Annotated in this window: 15 protein-coding genes; 7 read left to right on the top strand and 8 right to left on the bottom strand. The window is 62.2% G+C overall.

Annotated features, from left to right (window positions below; translation table 11 throughout):
- Positions 1 to 53: 53 nt before the first annotated feature.
- Positions 54 to 851, bottom strand: coding sequence for an IclR family transcriptional regulator (locus tag KHO30_RS09490; RefSeq protein WP_211700682.1), 798 nt, complete (start codon positions 849 to 851; stop codon positions 54 to 56).
- Positions 852 to 1,098: 247 nt separating this feature from the next.
- On the opposite strand from KHO30_RS09490, the gene KHO30_RS09485 reads away from it, so the two are divergent.
- Complete coding sequence (locus KHO30_RS09485; protein ID WP_211700681.1) at positions 1,099 to 1,857, top strand: SDR family NAD(P)-dependent oxidoreductase; 759 nt, start codon at positions 1,099 to 1,101, stop codon at positions 1,855 to 1,857.
- A gap of 13 nt (positions 1,858 to 1,870) precedes the next feature.
- Here KHO30_RS09485 and KHO30_RS09480 read toward each other — a convergent pair whose 3' ends face one another.
- Both KHO30_RS09480 and KHO30_RS09475 read right to left on the bottom strand, forming a co-directional pair.
- On the bottom strand, positions 1,871 to 3,112 hold the full coding sequence (locus KHO30_RS09480; RefSeq protein ID WP_211700680.1) for a CaiB/BaiF CoA transferase family protein: 1,242 nt from the start codon (positions 3,110 to 3,112) through the stop codon (positions 1,871 to 1,873).
- 122 nt (positions 3,113 to 3,234) lie between these two features.
- Positions 3,235 to 4,029 (bottom strand): crotonase/enoyl-CoA hydratase family protein, encoded by a 795-nt coding sequence (locus KHO30_RS09475; protein ID WP_211700679.1) that lies wholly within the window; start codon positions 4,027 to 4,029, stop codon positions 3,235 to 3,237.
- A gap of 241 nt (positions 4,030 to 4,270) precedes the next feature.
- Between KHO30_RS09475 and KHO30_RS09470 the strand changes: the two genes are divergently transcribed.
- From KHO30_RS09470 to KHO30_RS09450, 5 genes are all read left to right on the top strand, one after another.
- A complete protein-coding gene (locus KHO30_RS09470) occupies positions 4,271 to 5,047 on the top strand; it encodes an enoyl-CoA hydratase (protein WP_211700678.1) in 777 nt (258 codons plus the stop codon).
- Between the two features lie 107 nt (positions 5,048 to 5,154).
- The gene (locus KHO30_RS09465) at positions 5,155 to 6,141 is read left to right on the top strand and encodes an NAD(P)H-dependent flavin oxidoreductase (RefSeq protein WP_211700677.1); all 987 of its coding nucleotides are present in this window, start codon (positions 5,155 to 5,157) and stop codon (positions 6,139 to 6,141) included.
- Positions 6,138 to 7,307, top strand: coding sequence for a CaiB/BaiF CoA transferase family protein (locus tag KHO30_RS09460; protein WP_211700676.1), 1,170 nt, complete (start codon positions 6,138 to 6,140; stop codon positions 7,305 to 7,307). The genes KHO30_RS09465 and KHO30_RS09460 overlap by 4 nt, the downstream gene beginning before the upstream one ends.
- 34 nt (positions 7,308 to 7,341) lie before the next feature.
- On the top strand, positions 7,342 to 8,601 hold the full coding sequence (locus KHO30_RS09455) for an acetyl-CoA hydrolase/transferase family protein (RefSeq protein WP_211700675.1): 1,260 nt from the start codon (positions 7,342 to 7,344) through the stop codon (positions 8,599 to 8,601).
- Between the two features lie 57 nt (positions 8,602 to 8,658).
- Positions 8,659 to 9,855 carry an acetyl-CoA C-acetyltransferase gene (locus KHO30_RS09450; protein ID WP_211700674.1) on the top strand — a complete coding sequence of 399 codons (1,197 nt, stop codon included), beginning with the start codon at positions 8,659 to 8,661 and terminating at the stop codon, positions 9,853 to 9,855.
- A 111-nt stretch (positions 9,856 to 9,966) separates the two neighbouring features.
- Here the strand turns inward: KHO30_RS09450 and KHO30_RS09445 are convergent, their stop codons facing one another.
- Positions 9,967 to 10,131 carry a rubredoxin gene (locus KHO30_RS09445; protein WP_154558379.1) on the bottom strand — a complete coding sequence of 55 codons (165 nt, stop codon included), beginning with the start codon at positions 10,129 to 10,131 and terminating at the stop codon, positions 9,967 to 9,969.
- A gap of 134 nt (positions 10,132 to 10,265) precedes the next feature.
- Here KHO30_RS09445 and KHO30_RS09440 point away from each other — a divergent pair, with 134 nt between their 5' ends.
- Entirely contained in the window at positions 10,266 to 11,171 is a 906-nt protein-coding gene (locus KHO30_RS09440) for an SDR family NAD(P)-dependent oxidoreductase (protein ID WP_168435551.1), read from the top strand.
- Positions 11,172 to 11,285: 114 nt separating this feature from the next.
- Here KHO30_RS09440 and KHO30_RS09435 read toward each other — a convergent pair whose 3' ends face one another.
- From KHO30_RS09435 to KHO30_RS09420, 4 genes are all read right to left on the bottom strand, one after another.
- Positions 11,286 to 12,149 (bottom strand): HpcH/HpaI aldolase/citrate lyase family protein, encoded by an 864-nt coding sequence (locus tag KHO30_RS09435; protein WP_211700673.1) that lies wholly within the window; start codon positions 12,147 to 12,149, stop codon positions 11,286 to 11,288.
- A 70-nt stretch (positions 12,150 to 12,219) separates the two neighbouring features.
- The gene (locus tag KHO30_RS09430; protein ID WP_211700672.1) at positions 12,220 to 13,077 is read right to left on the bottom strand and encodes an HTD2 family dehydratase; all 858 of its coding nucleotides are present in this window, start codon (positions 13,075 to 13,077) and stop codon (positions 12,220 to 12,222) included.
- A 6-nt stretch (positions 13,078 to 13,083) separates the two neighbouring features.
- Positions 13,084 to 14,247 (bottom strand): serine hydrolase domain-containing protein, encoded by a 1,164-nt coding sequence (locus KHO30_RS09425; RefSeq protein ID WP_211700671.1) that lies wholly within the window; start codon positions 14,245 to 14,247, stop codon positions 13,084 to 13,086.
- A gap of 70 nt (positions 14,248 to 14,317) precedes the next feature.
- Complete coding sequence (locus KHO30_RS09420) at positions 14,318 to 15,919, bottom strand: GMC family oxidoreductase (protein WP_211700670.1); 1,602 nt, start codon at positions 15,917 to 15,919, stop codon at positions 14,318 to 14,320.
- Positions 15,920 to 15,942 lie beyond the last annotated feature (23 nt).

The raw sequence follows: 15,942 nt of genomic DNA, 5'->3' as shown, positions 1-15,942 counted from the left end.
TGTTTGAGGCCCGTGAGAGCGCCGTGAAGAACCGTGACGCGCCTCGCCGGGCCTTACTCTTCCTCGCTCGCTTTACCCAAGGCCGAGGCCCGCTGCGCGACCGCAAGCATCTGTTCCTCAAGATGCTTGCGTTGGCGATCGAACCGCTCCAGCGGCGCACCGACTGCCATCGCCGCGATCACCTCACCGTTCGGCCCGAAAATCGGCGATGACAGACCCGCCGAGTCGGGCAGCAGTTCGCCGCGGCTGACCGACAAACCCGTCTCCACAATATGCTGCAGTTCCTCGCGCAGGACTTTCTTGTTGACTGTGGTTTGCTCCGTATGACGCTCGAGTTTGACGGTGCGCAGGTACTCGGTCACAAATTCGTCCGGCGCATAAGCCAGCAGAACGCGTCCGGCAGCAGTGCAATACAGCGGCCGGCGCATGCCGACAATCATCGAGTATCGAATGGACTGTGCGCTTTCGATGACGTCGACGTACGTAATGACCTTATGCTCCGGATCGAGCACACCGATATAGACCGTCTCGTGAGTCCGCTCCGACAGTTCGACCAGATACGGACGCAGCATCTTCGAGAAATTCCATACGGCCATCACATTCGCGGACAGTCGGAAAATAGACGGCCCCAGCCGGTAACGGCCACCGTCGTGCATCAGAAACCCTTCTGCCACAAGCGGCCGCAACAGATTTAACAAGCTACTCTTGGGCGACTCCAGTGCGACGTTCAGTTCTGCCAGCGACATCCCGTCCGACGCTTTAGCCAACACATCGAACAACCCGAGCAGACGAGTCAGCGAACGCGGTCCGGTTACATCCTTGTCAGCCGAAGCCAGGATTTCTTTCGACATATCACTCCCCTTCCATTTGATCGCACCCATTATAAATGAACCATTCACATAGTCTCACGTCGGTCGCCGGTTTAGCATACATATTCCTGGAGGATTCGGGATTACGCCAAGACCATAAAAAGGCATGCTTGCATTATAATTGAACGACGTTCACAAATGTGTTCGACACGATGCTGTCCTGCATCATGAGCCGGTTTGATCCGCATCGTGCGAGCGTTCAATAGTCGTATCGCGAAGGAGTTGATTCATGAGTGCACTCAAGGACCGGGTTGCCATCATCACTGGCGGCGGGCAAGGATTAGGACTGGGGATTGCAATTGCGCTGGCCAGCGAGGGTGCAAACCTCGTTCTGACGGGACGCACCGAAACGAAGCTGCGAAAGGCCGAAACTATGCTGAAGGAACACGGCGTTCAGGTACTCGTGGTGCCTGGCGACACGCGCAAGCGTGCCGATGCAGATAAAACGGTGGCTCTCGCCATCGAGCATTTCGGGCGTATCGATGTTCTTGTGAACAACGCACAAAGCAGCACGCCGGGCGTGCCGCTGGAAGCGGTAACCGATGAAAACTGGTGCGAAACGCTCGAGTCCGGTCTCTACGGCACGTTGTATTTCATGCAGGCCGTCCTGCCTCACATGAAGCAGCAAGGTTCCGGCCGGATCGTCAATTTCGCCTCGCGCACCGGCATTGAAGGTACGCAGGGATTCGCGCCGTACGCCGCCGCCAAGGAAGGTATCCGGGCCTTGTCGCGAGTCGCCGCGCGCGAATGGGGGCCCTTCGGCATCACGGTCAACGTGGTGTGTCCCGCGGCGCTCACGCCTGCCGCCGATGCCTACCTGGAAGCGAATCCGGTAGAGCGCGCGCGTTACCTGGCCGAAATCTCGCTGGGCCGTTTCGGCGATCCGGAGAAGGATATTGGACGAGTCGTTGCATTCCTTTGCAGCGAAAGCGCGGGTTACGTGACAGGACAGACCCTCAATGTCGATGGTGGACAGACGATGCTTTAGTTACGCCGCGGGATCAAATGACCTTGCGTGCACGCAGTGCATCGATCTCCGCACTCGACATGTCCAGCAGATCGCGCAGCACGACTTCGGTATGCTGGCCGAGCGTCGGCGGCGGCATGTACGCATCGATCGGTGTGCCGGACATCTTCACCGGGTTGGCGACCATGCGTACTGCATCGTTTGACAACGGATGCGCGACCTCCACGCACATCTGCCGTGCCTGGACATGCGGGTCTGCGAACACCTGCTCCAGATTGTTGATCGGACCCGCCGGCACACCTGCGGCATCTAGTGCAACCAGCAATTCGTCACTCCGCCACTGCGCGATCAGCGGCTCGAACGCATCACCGAGCGCCCGGCGGTTCCTGACCCGCAGCGCGATCTCGCTAAAGCGCGGGTCCGTGGCGAGTTCCGGGTGATCGAGTACCTTGCATAGCCGCGCGTACTGCTCGTTGTTCCCTGCCACGATCATGATGTCGCGATCCGCGCAGCGAAACATCCGGGACGGCATGCCGCCGTTACCCTCGGTGCCGCGCCGCACCGGCACCTCGCCGGACACCAGGTACTGGCTCGCATAGTGCGAGGTGGCAGCGATCATCGAATCCAGCAGCGAGAGGTCGATGTACTGCCCTTCGCCGCTTGGCTCGCCGCCTGCATCACGATGATAGAGGGCCGCCACGATCGCGGACGCCGCGTACTGGCCGCACAGAATATCCGCGAGGCTCGGACCGGTTTTCATGGGACCACCGCCGGGCATGTCGTCGCCGTTGCCCGTGATGCTCATCAGGCCACCCATTGCCTGGAAGATCGAATCGTAGCCCGGCCGCGGACTGTACGGCCCCGTCTGCCCGAAACCTGTGATCGAGCAGTAAACGAGGCGCGGATTGACGAGCTTGAGACTTGCATAATCGAGCCCGTAGCGCTTCAGGTCCCCCACCTTGTAGTTTTCCAGCAGTACGTCGCATTTCGCCGCGAGCGACCGGATCAACGCCTGCCCGTCCGGGGTGGCGATGTCGCAGGTAATCGATTTCTTGCCCCGGTTCGCGCTGATGAAAAAGGTCGATTCACGCGTGTCGTTGCCATCGCGATCTTTCAGGAACGGTGGGCCAAACTGGCGCGAATCGTCACCCTTGCCCGGGCGTTCCACCTTGATCACTTCCGCCCCCAGATCCGCCAGCATCTGCGCGCCCCATGGGCCTGCGAGAATGCGGCTCAGATCGAGCACGCGAATCCCGGACAACGCACCTTTCGTCATATCGAATCGTTTCCGTTGAATTCGTACCGGACGCTGCGTCCGGACCTGTCGTCTTCCAGCGTCGGGGGCGCTCGCCTGCGCCCCGCCTTTTTTCGTGGCCGTTTGCCTTGCTTGCCGCCAGACTAGCGCCCAATGAATCTCGCGGCACGCCTTTCGACAAACGACTGCACGCCTTCCCTCGCGTCTTCCGTGTTGTAAAGAATCTGTTGGGTCGACTGGATCTTCGAATACGCGTCCAGCCATCCCGACCCTAGCGACACGCGCGCATTGGCCATGGTAGCCTGCACGGCCAGCGGAGCCTGCGCGGCAATACGCTCCGCGATTTCCAGCGCCCGCCCGAACTCCTCACCCGCCGGCACCACTTCCTGCACGAAATTCATGCGATACGCGTCCTGTGCCGTGAATTCGTCGCCAGTGAGCAGGATCTTCATTGCGTTACCCCACCCTGCGCGATCCACCATCCGGATCGTCGCACCACAGCCTGCCATGATGCCGCGCTTGACCTCCATCTGCGAAAAGCGGCAATTGTCGGCGGCCACCGCCACCTCGGACGCCAGCATCAGCTCGACAGCCACCGTAAAACTGATTCCCTTCAGCGCGATCACCACCGGCTTCTTGCGTAACGGTTCGCGCAGATTGAACGGGTCGACTTCGCCAACCGGAAGCAATGGCTTGCCTTCGCGGCGCAACGGCACGATCTTCGGCATGTCGAGGCCGGCGGTGAAGTGATCGCCCTCGGCGTAAAGCAGCCCGCAGAAAAGATCGGGACTCGCTTCGAGAAGCGTGTACGCCTTGGCCAGTTCCTCGAACATTTTGGGGGTGAAGCCGTTGCGCTTTTCCGGACGGTCGATGCCGATCAACAGAATGTGACCGCGCTGCTCCGTGCGTATCTGTCCGTCCTCATGGCGTGTCGTCATGCCGTGCCTCCTTGCGTCATTGTGATGGAGCGCCAGCTCGAAGCTCGATTGACAAAGCCTCATCGCGCATTCACAATTATAAACACCGTTCAAATAACGAGCAAGCCCGCACACCGCCGATCCGTCCAGATTCGTGCTGCGATGCAGCGCGCCGGAACTCGCTGCGGGTACCGATGCATGCCTCGTCGCCGGGACGGCATGCTGGCATACGTGTTCATCCGGATTCATGCGAGGAAAACTCATGGCCTATGAAACGCTCATCGTCGAAACACGCGGCAAGACCGGACTCATCAAGCTCAATCGACCGCACGCGTACAACGCGCTAAACAACCAGTTGACCGATGAATTGACCGCTGCGCTCGATGCTTTCGAAGCGGACCAGGCGATTGGCGCGATCGTACTGACCGGGAATGAAAAAGCCTTTGCCGCCGGCGCCGACATCAAGATGATGGGCGAGTGGACCTACATGGACGTGTTCAAGAACCAGTTCATCACGTCTAACTGGGAACGCACGGCACGTTGCCGGAAACCCGTGATCGCCGCTGTGGCCGGCCTCGCGCTGGGAGGCGGTTGCGAACTGGCGATGATGTGCGACTTCATTCTCGCCGCCGACAACGCCCGCTTCGCGCTGCCTGAAATCACGCTGGCCACCATTCCCGGCGCTGGCGGCACGCAACGTCTCACACGCGTGCTCGGCAAATCGAAGGCGATGGAGATGATCCTCACCGGACGCAAGATGGATGCCGTCGAAGCCGAACGCTGCGGGCTGGTCAGCCGCGTCGTGCCCCTCGATGAGTTGCTGGAAGAAGCATTGAAGACAGCGGACGTCATCGCCGGATTCTCGCAACCTGTCGTTGCGATTGCGAAGGAATGTGTCAATCGCGCCTACGAGTCGAGTCTTGCCGAAGGAATTCTGTTCGAGAGGCGAATGGCCTATTCAACCTTCGCCACTGAAGACCGCAAGGAAGGCATGACCGCGTTCGCCGAAAAGCGCAAACCCGTGTTTCGCCATTGCTGAGCACCATGCGCACGCATGAACTTGCAGTCGCCTGAATCAGTTGAACGACACTCGCTCGACTGATCCTTTTCAACCTGTCATTCGCTATCCTGGCTTCACGACCGACCATGAGCTCTCAAAAGAATCGCATCACCGAACTGCTCGGCATCGACTACCCGATCATCCAGGGCGGCATGCGCTGGGTGGCTCGCGCTGAACTCGCGGCGGCGGTCGGTAATGCCGGCGGACTCGGCTTCATTTCCGCGCACACCCATGCGAGCGCCGACGCACTGGCACGGGAGATCGACCAGGTTCGCGCGCTCAGCGACAAACCGTTTGGTGTGAATCTGACGCTTCTCGGCAGTAACGCCGGGCTCGACTATGACGGCTACGTGCGCACCATCATCGACCGAGGGGTACCGGTTGTCGAAACCGCCGGCAGCAATCCCGCAAAGTACATCGAAACGTTCAAGGCAAACGGCGTCAAAGTGATCCATAAATGCGTCGCCGTACGGCACGCGTTGAAGGCTGAAGTGCTCGGCGCTGACGCGGTGAGCATCGACGGATTCGAATGCGCGGGGCATCCAGGCGAAGACGATATTCCGGGGCTGATCCTGATCCCCGCCGCCGCGGACAAGCTGAAGATTCCGCTGCTCGCCTCAGGCGGCTTCGCCGATGGCCGGGGCCTGATGGCCGCGCTCGCGCTCGGTGCGGACGGTATCAATATGGGCACACGCTTCATGCTCACGCAGGAATCGCGCGTGCATCCCGCCATCAAGCAACGCCTGCTGGAAGCCACCGAACGCGACACCTTGCTGGTTGGACGCACGCTCCGCGATTCGAGCCGCGTGATTAAGAACACCGTCAGCCTCGCGGCAATCGAACTGGAAAACGCGGGCGGCGCCACCGTCGCCGACCTGTATGCGCTGACCGGTGCGAGCCGCTGGATGGACGCATTCGCGAGTGGCGACGTTGAAGGCGGAGCCTTTCCGGCCGGCATGGTGACAGGCCTGATTCACGATCTGCCCACCTGCGCCGAGTTGATCGCGCGAATCATGCAGCAGGCCGCCGCAATCGCGCAACGGCCCTTCGCATTCAAGGTGTCCGCCGCATGAAGCTTGCGGGCATTCGCGTCGTCGATCTGTCGCAGTTCATGCCTGGGCCGATGCTCGCATCGAATCTTGCCGACCATGGCGCCGACGTCATCAAACTGGAGCCGCTGTCGGGCGAGGCGGCACGCGGATCGCTCGAGTCGGACAGCGAGTTCTTTGTGGCGCTCAATCGCGGCAAGCGCAGCATCGCTTTGGACCTGAAACACCCCGACGGCCTCGCCATCGCGCGTAAGCTGATCGATGCGGCCGACGTCGTCATCGAGTCGTCGCGGCCGGGCGTGGCGGCGCGCCTGGGCATCGATTACGACACGGTGAGCCGCACCAATGCGCGCCTCGTCTACTGTTCGCTGACCGCGTTCGGCCAGACCGGCCCGCTTGCGCAAGTGCCCGCGCACGACCCGGTCATCCAGGCCATGGCCGGCACATTGCCGCGCGATGAGCGCGGCGCGCCCGTGACCTCAGGCGCCTCGCTTGCCGCGCTGGCCGGTTCGTTGACGGCGTTATCCGCCGTGTTGATGGCCTTGTTGCATGCGCGTGAAACGGGTGAGGGAGACTTCGTCGATATTTCGCTGTACGACGCAGCGCTGTGCGCACAGCCGCATTTGACCGCGCGTGCGCTCAACCCTGCAGCGAGCGGTCCGGTCGATAGCGCATACGGCAGCAACGCGATTGCCCTACTCGCCGCATATCAGACGCGCGATGCGCAGTGGCTTTGCCTGGGTGGACGCGAACTCGACTTCGCGACCAATCTGCTGACGCCGCTAGGCCGCCCGGATCTGATTAGCGTCGCGGTCGGACCGGCCGGCGCAGCACAAGCGGGGCTAAGCGCCTTCCTGACGAGGAGGTTCCTGACACGAACACTGAGCGAATGGCTTGCGTGGTTCGAAGGCCGTCGCATCAGTGTCGCGCCTGTCATGACGCTGACCGATGCGCTAGCGCAGCCACACACGCAGGCCCGTCAGATGGTGAACGTCGATGCGAACGGCCGCCGGCATCTCGGCAGCGCGATCCGGTTCCAGCGCGATCCGGCACAACCATCACTGTCGATTCCGGCCATCGGCGAGCACACAGCGGAGATTCTCGATACGCTCGGCTACGCCGCCGAACACGTCGCCGCGCTTGGTGCTGCCGGTGTCATTCGCACACAGAATGCCGTCGCGAAGACATAGCGCCGAGCCATTCCGTCCGCCCTCCGTCAGCCTCATGCCCATACTCCTGCAAGCCGGCTCCATCGACTTTAGCTCCATCGTCCGCCCTGGCGACAACGTCATGTGGGGTCAGGCGAACGCGGAACCGGTGCCGCTGACTCAGGCACTCATTGCGCAGCGACGGCAGATCGGCCGGTTCCGCGTGTTTCTGGGCGCGAGCACCACCGATACATGCCGGCCTGAACACGCCGACTGCATCGACTTCGTTTCCTACTGCGGCTCAGGCGCCAATCGCGCTTTGGCGCGGGCCGGCGCACTCGATGTGTTGCCCTGCCACTACTCGCAATTCCCGCAGATGATGCGCTCCGGCCCACTCAAAATCGACGTGCTGCTGCTGCAACTGGCACCTCCGGATCATGAAGGCCGCTACAGCCTGTCGATCGCGCACGAGTATCTGGTTCCGGCGCTGGACACCGCCCGCGTCATCGTTGCGGAAATCAACGAGCAGGCGCCGTGGACGTATGGCGAGCGCTATCTGCGACACGCCGACCTCGACTTCATTCTGCCGACATCGCGTGCGCCGCTCGAAAATCCCCCCGGCAGAATCGGCGAAGTCGAACTGGCGATCGCGACCCATGTTGCCGGTTTGATCGAGGACGGCTCGACGCTTCAATTCGGGCTCGGTGCGATTCCCGAAGCCGTGCTTGCACGTCTGTCCGACCGGCGCAACCTGGGGGTTCACTCGGGTGCGATCGGAGACAAGGTCGCCGATCTGATGGACGCCGGGGTGATCAACAACACGTGCAAGAATGTCGACAGGGGTTTGACAATTGCCGGCGTGATGATGGGCGGTCGCCGCATTCATGGGTTCGCACATCGCAACCCGGCCGTACAGTTTCGCTCAACGAACTACACGCACAATCCTGACGTACTGGCCCGCATCGACCGTTTTGTCGCTCTGAATTCGGCGCTCGAAGTCGACCTCAGCGGGCAGATCAACGCAGAAGTGGCCAACGGCAGCTACGTCGGCGCCGTAGGCGGCGCACTCGATTTCCTGCGCGGCGCGCGTCATGCCAGAGGCGGTCTGCCCGTAGTCGCGATGCCGTCGACAGCGGCCAAGGCCGCAAGCCGCATTGTCGCGACGCTCAGCGGCCCCGTCAGCACGCCGCGCAGCGATGCCGGCATCATCGTCACCGAATACGGCGTCGCGGACCTGCGCGGACTCACCTTGAAACAGCGACGCGAGCGCCTGCTGGCGATCGCCCACCCCGACTACCGGGCCGCGCTCGAATGCTCAAACGCCGGAGCCCTCTGACGCAATCCGGTCTCCACGCAGCCGACGACAAGATCCACACCCATTGAAGGAACGCATATGAAACGCGCAGCGATCGTCTCCCCCGTACGCACGCCGGTCGGCACCTTTGGCGGCAGCTTGCGCAGCGTGCCGGTCGAGGAATTGGGCGCACTGGTGACCAAAGAAGTTCTCAAGCGCACCGGGTTCGATCCCATGCGGATCGACGACGTGGTGTTCGCGCAGTCGTACGCGAACAGCGAAACGCCTTGCGTGGGACGCTGGATCGCCTTGCAAGCCGGACTGCCGGTCGAAGTACCCGGCATGCAGCTTGACCGGCGTTGCGGCGGCGGACTCCAGGCGCTCGCGACGGCCGCCATGATGGTCCAGACCGGCGCGGCCGATGTCGTGCTGGCGGGTGGTGTCGAGAGCATGAGCAACATCGAGTACTACAGCACCGACATGCGATGGGGAGCCCGCGCGGGTTCGGTACAGTTCCACGACCGGCTCGCGCGTGGCCGCGAACGCTCGCAACCGGAGGCGCGCTTCGGACACATTTCGGGAATGATAGAAACGGCTGAAAACCTCGCCAACGACTTTCACATCAGCCGTGAAGAAGCCGACGAATATGCGGTGCGCAGCCACCGTCGCGCGGCTCAAGCCTGGGCGTCAGGCCGCATGGCAGCCGAAACCGTGGCGGTCACCGTCCCGCAGAAAAAAGGCGCCCCGCTCGTCTTTGCGCAGGACGAAGGCTTTCGCGAGGATGCCAGCATGGAGAGCCTCGGCAAGCTGCGCGCACTGATCCCGGGTGGCACCGTCACCGCAGGCAATTCCAGCCAGCAAAACGATGCGTCAGCCGCGTGTCTCGTCGTCGCGGAGGACAAACTCGAAGCACTCGGTCTGGAGCCGATGGCCTATCTGAATGGCTGGGCCGCGGCAGGTTGCGAGCCGTCGCGCATGGGAATCGGCCCCGTGCCCGCCGTCCAGAAACTGATGGCACGCACCGGCTTGTCGATCGATCAGATGGATCTTGTCGAACTGAACGAAGCATTCGCCTGCCAGGTGCTGGCGGTACTCAAGGGATGGGGATGGAACGACCCGGAGCGGCTCAACGTCAACGGCTCCGGCATCTCGCTGGGTCATCCGATCGGCGCCACGGGCGTACGCATGATGACCACACTGCTCTTCGAGCTGCAACGGCGCAAGGGGCGCTACGGTCTCGAGGCAATGTGCATCGGCGGTGGTCAGGGGCTGGCCGCAATATTCGAGCGGGCCTGAAGGCGCGCAACAAACCGCATCGCGCGGCAACGCTCAATGCGTTGACCGGCGGGTAATCGATCGTGATCGTGGCGACGTTATCCGCGCAACCGTACTGCACGGCGGCAGACATCACACTTCAATCATCACGAAGTCCGCCTTCGCCGCCCCGCATTCCGGGCAAACCCAGTCTTCGGAAATGTCTGCCCAGCGGGTGCCCGGCGGAAAGCCTTCGGCGGGAAGGCCGACGGATTCGTCGTAGAAAAATCCACAAAAGATGCATTGCCACTGTTTCATCGATGTCGTCCTGCGGGGTTTGAGTGAAGAGTCGATGCACCGCCCTTCCGTTCACAATATGCAACGATGTTCAGTTTTGTTATTATAGGCTGACGGATTTTCTACATCAACGCCTGAAACGAATGGAGACGACAGTGAGCGATATCGTGAAAGACAAGGTGGTGGTCGTAACCGGAGCGGGAGCGGGCATCGGCCGCGATTTCGCGCTGCAGTTCGCGGCGGCCGGCGCGAAGGTGGTGGTCAACGATCTGGGGCGTCATGCGGAAAGTGGCGAGTTCGCGGCACAGCGCGTCGTCGCGGAAATCCGGGAAGCAGGCGGCGAAGCCGTGGCGAGTACGGATAGCGTGGCCGAATGGGATTCGGCGCAAAAGATCGTGCAGGCAGCGCTCGACACCTTCGGGAGAGTCGATTGCGTGATCAACAATGCGGGCATCGTACGCGACCGTATGTTCTTCAACATGAGCCCGGAAGAATGGAAGGCCGTTGTCGACGTGCATCTGAACGGTTCGTTCTTTGTGGCGCGCGCCGCCGCACCGCACTTCAAGGCGCAGAACGGCGGCAGCTACGTTCACATGACGTCCACCTCCGGTCTGATCGGCAATATCGGCCAGGCCAACTACTCGGCGGCGAAGATGGGCGTCGTGGGCCTATCGAAGTCGATCGCGCTCGACATGGCAAAGTTCAATGTGCGCTCAAACTGTATCGCGCCATGGGCATGGACCGCGATGACCGCATCGATTCCGTCCGAGACGCCCGAGCAGAAGGCGCGCGTCGAGATCATGAAGAAAATGGAAGCGCGCAAGGTGGCGCCGCTTGCGGTCTATCTGGCGTCGGATCGCGCGGCGAAGGTATCGGGGCAGATCTTCGGTGTACGTGCTAACGAAATCTATTTCTTCAACCAGATCCGCATGGTGCGCTCGCTGCATCGCGATGGCGGCTGGACCCCGGAGTCGATCGCCGAACAGGTGATGCCCGCGTTCGAGTCGAGCTTCTTCCCGAACGTGCCGTCACTCACATTGACGCCCTGGGATCCGGTTTAATACGGTCCCGACACGTCACCAGCCGCGAGCGACCTTGATGGCCGGCCGCTCAGCCGCGGCTGGTTGTTCTGCCGCACAGCGACTCGATCCAGGCGCGCGGCAAAGCGGTGACCTCTATCCGACGCACGATTCACTAGCGCAACCGCTGTCCGGTGCGTTGCCATTCCGTGCGCCCGTCGAGCCGCCTGCCATCGCCAACTGACGCCGCGCCTTGAGCAGAACCGGCAGATCCACCATCCGCCCGTCGACGGACACCGCGCCGCCGCCAGCGCGCTCAAATGCTTCGACCACTTCCCGCGCCTTCGCTAGTTCATCCTCGCCCGGACTGAACGAGGCATTGACCTGAGCTACCTGTTTCGGATGGATGCACAGCTTGCCGCCGAAACCCAGGCGTCGCGCGGCCGACGCATCGGCCGCGAGTTGCGCGGTGTCATCGAGCGTTACGGTTACGCCATCCACTGGCGGCAGCAGACCAGCAACCCGCGACGCCAGAACGATCCTCGAGCGGGCATAGAGGAGCGCATCCCATGAACCTGAGCAATCCAGATCCAGTTCGAAATCGACCGAACCGAATACGAGCCGCTCCACGCCGGGCGCCCTGGCCACCTCGAGAACCTGCCACACGCCGAGTGCCGATTCGACGATCGGCAGAATGGGCTTGCCGCTCACGCGCGCGACATTAAGAAGAGCTTCCGCGCTCTCCGCTTTCGGCAATACGACGCCATCGATGCCGCGCGCCGTGAGCAACGCCAGGTCGTCATCGAACCATGGCGTACCGAAGCCGTTGATGCGCACGAGCACGCGCGTGGTCGATGCGTCGAATGCCGATGCGCCATCCGCGACATATTGACGAGCCTGCGCCTTGTCCGCTTCAGCGACCGCATCTTCGAGATCCACGATCACGGTATCGGCGCCAGAAGTGAGCGCTTTGCTAAAACGCTCAGGCCGTATCCCCGGAACAAACAGAAATGAACGCATAACGCCCCATGAAAATTAACGTCAGATGCCGGAAATAGCAGGTGTTCGCTATCGGCGATAAAGGTGACAGTTACCCCAGAACGGCCTCCGCTTGCATGCGCAAGGTGCCGTCGCTACCTGCGATCCACAGTTTGAGCGTCTTGCCGTCATCGCTGTCCGGACGTCCGCAAACAACGAATGGCGCCGTGTCGATCACCGGACTGACTGCGCGAAACGAAAACGCTACGACTCGCGCGCCGGGAAGAGCCGATCGCACCAGATCCAGCAGCAGCGTCGCCAGAAACGGGCCGTGCACTACAAGCCCCTGATAGCCTTCCTTCTCCATGGCATAGGGCCGGTCGTAGTGAATACGATGACCGTTGAGCGTCAATGCGGAATAGCGGAACAACTGCACGGGATCCGGATGGATCTCCCGCATCCATTGCGCGCCTTCGGGCGCCGGCTGGAGTGCGGGCAGCTTTTCGCCCGGGACAGGATGATCGCGATAGACAATGTCCTGATGCTCCGTGATCGCCACGCCTGCCATATCGCTGATCTGATGCAGCACCTTGACGAACACCAGGTCGCCACTTCGACCTTGCTTGTGCGCCACGTCCACGATCGTCGACAAGCGGATGATCGCGTCGCCGGCCTTCAGCTCCCGTAAAAACGTCAACTGACTGCCCGCCCACATTCGCCGCGGCAAGGCCACCGGCGGCAGGAAACCGCCTCGCTTCGGATGTCCATCCGGACCCACCTGCGATTGCCGGTGCAACGGCAAAAAGTAGAGCCAATGCCACAACGGAGGCAATGCATTGCCGGGCGCGACCGAGGTGTCGTCTTTGTCAAGCGTGGCGGCAAGTGCGGCGATCGGCGTCGGGCCAAGCGTGTCGGAAACGCGCTCGCTTCTGCCGATCCACTGCTGTAAATGCGCTGTATCGATCGCCATAGGTCACTAGTCCAGATTCAATGCTTCGCGGATCGCCCGGGCGACGGGCAGCAGAGGGTCTTCCTCGGGCGAAGTCGGATTGAACAGCTTGTTGTGGCAAATCGCAACGGCCAGACCGGTATCCGGATCGGCCCAGCCAATCGAGTTGCCCTGCCCCGGATGGCATAAGGCGCGCGGCGATTGCGCGGCGGTCACCGGCGGATGAGCGCCGCCGAACCAGAACCCGCCGATGGTGATCGGAATCGGAAACCCGAACATCACCGGGTCAGGTTCTTCGCTGTTCGCCCGCGGCGTATTCAGCGTCGCGACGAGCTCTTTCGACAGCAACCGCACACCGTCAAGCTCACCGCCGCCCGCAAGCATCGCCCAGAAGCGCGCTTCGCTGCGTGCATTGAATATGCCGCCAACCCCCGCCACTTCCGCGCGGCGCACATCGGCCCGCTCGAACACCGTTGGATTCAGCGCGACCTGCTCAGGCATCGAGGCGAGGAACAGCGGCGGCAAATATTCCGCCGGCACCGGCACCATTGCGTCAGTGAGCTTCGCGATACGTGGCTCGACCTCATCGGGGATACCGATCCAGAGGTCAGCGACGCCGAGAGGCGCGGCGATTTCCTCGCGCACGAAGCGTCCCAGCGAGCGCCCTTCCGGATCCGCCCGACGTACCAACTCGCCGATGATCCAGCCGAAGGTCATCGACAGATAGAGTGTTTTCGTTCCCGGCTCCGCCAACGGTTTCAGGTCGGCAATCGCCGTGGTCATCCACTGCCAGTCGCACATCCGTTCGGGCGTGACGCCGTCGGGCATCTGCGGCACGCACGCGCGATGCGTCAGCACGTCTCGAACCGTCGTGCGCGCCTTGCCGTGCGCACCGTATTCGGGCCAGTAGCGTGTAACGGGTGCGTCGTAGTCGATGTGGCTCCGATCGGCCAGAATGTGCAGCGCGGTCGCCGCCACGGCCTTCGTGACTGAGTAGACGTTGAACAGTGTTTCGCCATCCACAAGACGTCCCGTCGCCGGATCGGCCACACCGCTCCATGCATCCACGACCAGTTTGCCATTCAGGTAGGCCGCCACCTGGACGCCGATTTCGCCGCCCTCGCGAGTCGCATGGTCGAGCGCCTGCTGGACGATCGCAGTGATGTTCGAGGCTTGCGCCGTCAGGTTCATGCCATCACTCCCTGATCAAAATATCGCGTATGAAGGTTCGCGTCACGTTCGCAATACGCATCACGCCATGTCATCGTGCGTCCGCCATAATCAGATCGGCTGCGCGCCACGCCATGGCCATCATCGGGCCGTTCGTGTTGCCGGAAATCATCGTCGGCGTGACGGACAGGTCCATAACGCGCAGTGAGTCAACGCCGCGCACGCGCAAGCGTGAATCGAGTACCGCAAGTGTGTCGGTCCCCATCTTGCAGGTGCCGCAGGCGTGGTAGCCCGACTGACCTTCGCGCCGATAGAGTTCGAGGATTTCGTCGTCGGACTGAAGCGCGCAGCCGGGACGCGTTTCGCCATCCAGCAGCCTTGCCAACGGCGGCGCGGCGAAGACGTTGCGCATCAGCCGGAATGCGTTGATCGCCATGCGCTGATCGTAGGGATCGGCGAGATAGTTGGCGACCACCTCCGGGGGAACATTGCGGTCGGCGGAAACGATCTTCACGTGCCCCTGGCTCTCGGGTCTGAGCGGATAGCTGAAAAACTGCATGCCGGGGAAGGCTTCGAAACCGTAGCCCCCGGCATCGAAATCCAGCGAGTACGGCGCCATCATCAGTTGCACATCCGGCCGGGTGGCATCAGGTGCGGTCTGGAAGAAGCCTCCAACCTGATACGGACCCAACGCCATGACACCGCTATGGAACAGAAAATACCGCAGCGCATTGCGCCACAGACGCGCCCCGGCGAACTGCCGGTTCTGCGAATCGCGCCATTGCCGCAGACGCGCCTGAATCATGTAAAGCAAATGTTCACGCATATTCAGACCGACGCCGGGGCTCGGCGCGACGACGCGGATGCCCAGCGGCTGCAGATGTTGCGGATCGCCCACACCCGACAGTTGCAACAAGCGCGGCGACTCGAGCGCACCCGCTGATAGCACCACTTCGCGGCGTGCCCGGTGAGTGGTCTCGAAGCCGGCACGTTTGCATTCGACACCCACTGCGCGCGTCCCTTCGAAGATGACCCGGGTCACTTCCATCCCCGTGACGACAGTCAGATTCCTGCGCTTCCTCGCCGGTTTGAGGAACGCTTCGGCTGAACTCTGCCGGCGGCCGTTGCGAATCGTGTAAGTCAGGTAGGCGACGCCTTCGTGATCGAGCCGGTTGATGTCTTCGACCCTTCGCACGCCAAGCGACCGGCAGGCTTCCAGCACGGCTTCGCCGAGGCGATTGCGCTCGGCGTACAGCGACACTTTCAGCGGGCCGTCCTTGCCGTGCAGTTCGTCGGCACCCAGCGCGTGGTCTTCGATGCGCCTGAAGCACGGCGCCACGTCCTGCCAGTTCCAGCCTTCCACACCGAGCGTGGCCCACCCGTCGTAGTCTTGGGGATGGCCGCGCATATAGACCATGCCGTTGATGCTGCTCGATCCGCCGAGCATCTTGCCGCGCAACCAGACTTCAGTGCGATGGCCGTTGCCGCTATCCGGCCGAACCGGGATGAACCACGCATGAACGGGGTCACCCAGTAGTTTGCCGAATCCTTTCGGCATCCGGATCAAAGGACTGGTATCTTCCGGACCTGCTTCGATCAGCAGCACTTCATGGCGCCCGCTCTCCGAGAGGCGGTTGGCCAGCACACACCCTGCGGCCCCTGCCCCCACGACGACATAGTCGAAGTCGGTCATCAGTTCAGTCTCCGGCGGCTGGC

The organism is Paraburkholderia aspalathi, assembly GCF_905220735.1.
GTDB lineage: Bacteria > Pseudomonadota > Gammaproteobacteria > Burkholderiales > Burkholderiaceae > Paraburkholderia > Paraburkholderia aspalathi.
The sequence above is the reverse complement of the archived record's forward strand: the minus strand, read 5'-3'. Positions and strand labels throughout refer to the sequence as shown.

Excerpts from the sequence above, each read along its gene's own strand:
- KHO30_RS09435 (WP_211700673.1), bottom strand. The coding sequence starts at position 12,149 with ATGCGTTCATTTCTGTTTGTTCCGGGGATACGGCCTGAGCGTTTTAGC.
- KHO30_RS09420 (WP_211700670.1), bottom strand. The coding sequence starts at position 15,919 with ATGACCGACTTCGACTATGTCGTCGTGGGGGCAGGGGCCGCAGGGTGT.
- KHO30_RS09455 (WP_211700675.1), top strand. The coding sequence starts at position 7,342 with ATGCCCATACTCCTGCAAGCCGGCTCCATCGACTTTAGCTCCATCGTC.
- KHO30_RS09465 (WP_211700677.1), top strand. The coding sequence starts at position 5,155 with ATGAGCTCTCAAAAGAATCGCATCACCGAACTGCTCGGCATCGACTAC.
- KHO30_RS09425 (WP_211700671.1), bottom strand. The coding sequence starts at position 14,247 with ATGAACCTGACGGCGCAAGCCTCGAACATCACTGCGATCGTCCAGCAG.
- KHO30_RS09485 (WP_211700681.1), top strand. The coding sequence starts at position 1,099 with ATGAGTGCACTCAAGGACCGGGTTGCCATCATCACTGGCGGCGGGCAA.
- KHO30_RS09470 (WP_211700678.1), top strand. The coding sequence starts at position 4,271 with ATGGCCTATGAAACGCTCATCGTCGAAACACGCGGCAAGACCGGACTC.
- KHO30_RS09430 (WP_211700672.1), bottom strand. The coding sequence starts at position 13,077 with ATGGCGATCGATACAGCGCATTTACAGCAGTGGATCGGCAGAAGCGAG.
- KHO30_RS09450 (WP_211700674.1), top strand. The coding sequence starts at position 8,659 with ATGAAACGCGCAGCGATCGTCTCCCCCGTACGCACGCCGGTCGGCACC.
- KHO30_RS09445 (WP_154558379.1), bottom strand. The coding sequence starts at position 10,131 with ATGAAACAGTGGCAATGCATCTTTTGTGGATTTTTCTACGACGAATCC.
- KHO30_RS09480 (WP_211700680.1), bottom strand. The coding sequence starts at position 3,112 with ATGACGAAAGGTGCGTTGTCCGGGATTCGCGTGCTCGATCTGAGCCGC.
- KHO30_RS09490 (WP_211700682.1), bottom strand. The coding sequence starts at position 851 with ATGTCGAAAGAAATCCTGGCTTCGGCTGACAAGGATGTAACCGGACCG.
- KHO30_RS09475 (WP_211700679.1), bottom strand. The coding sequence starts at position 4,029 with ATGACGACACGCCATGAGGACGGACAGATACGCACGGAGCAGCGCGGT.
- KHO30_RS09460 (WP_211700676.1), top strand. The coding sequence starts at position 6,138 with ATGAAGCTTGCGGGCATTCGCGTCGTCGATCTGTCGCAGTTCATGCCT.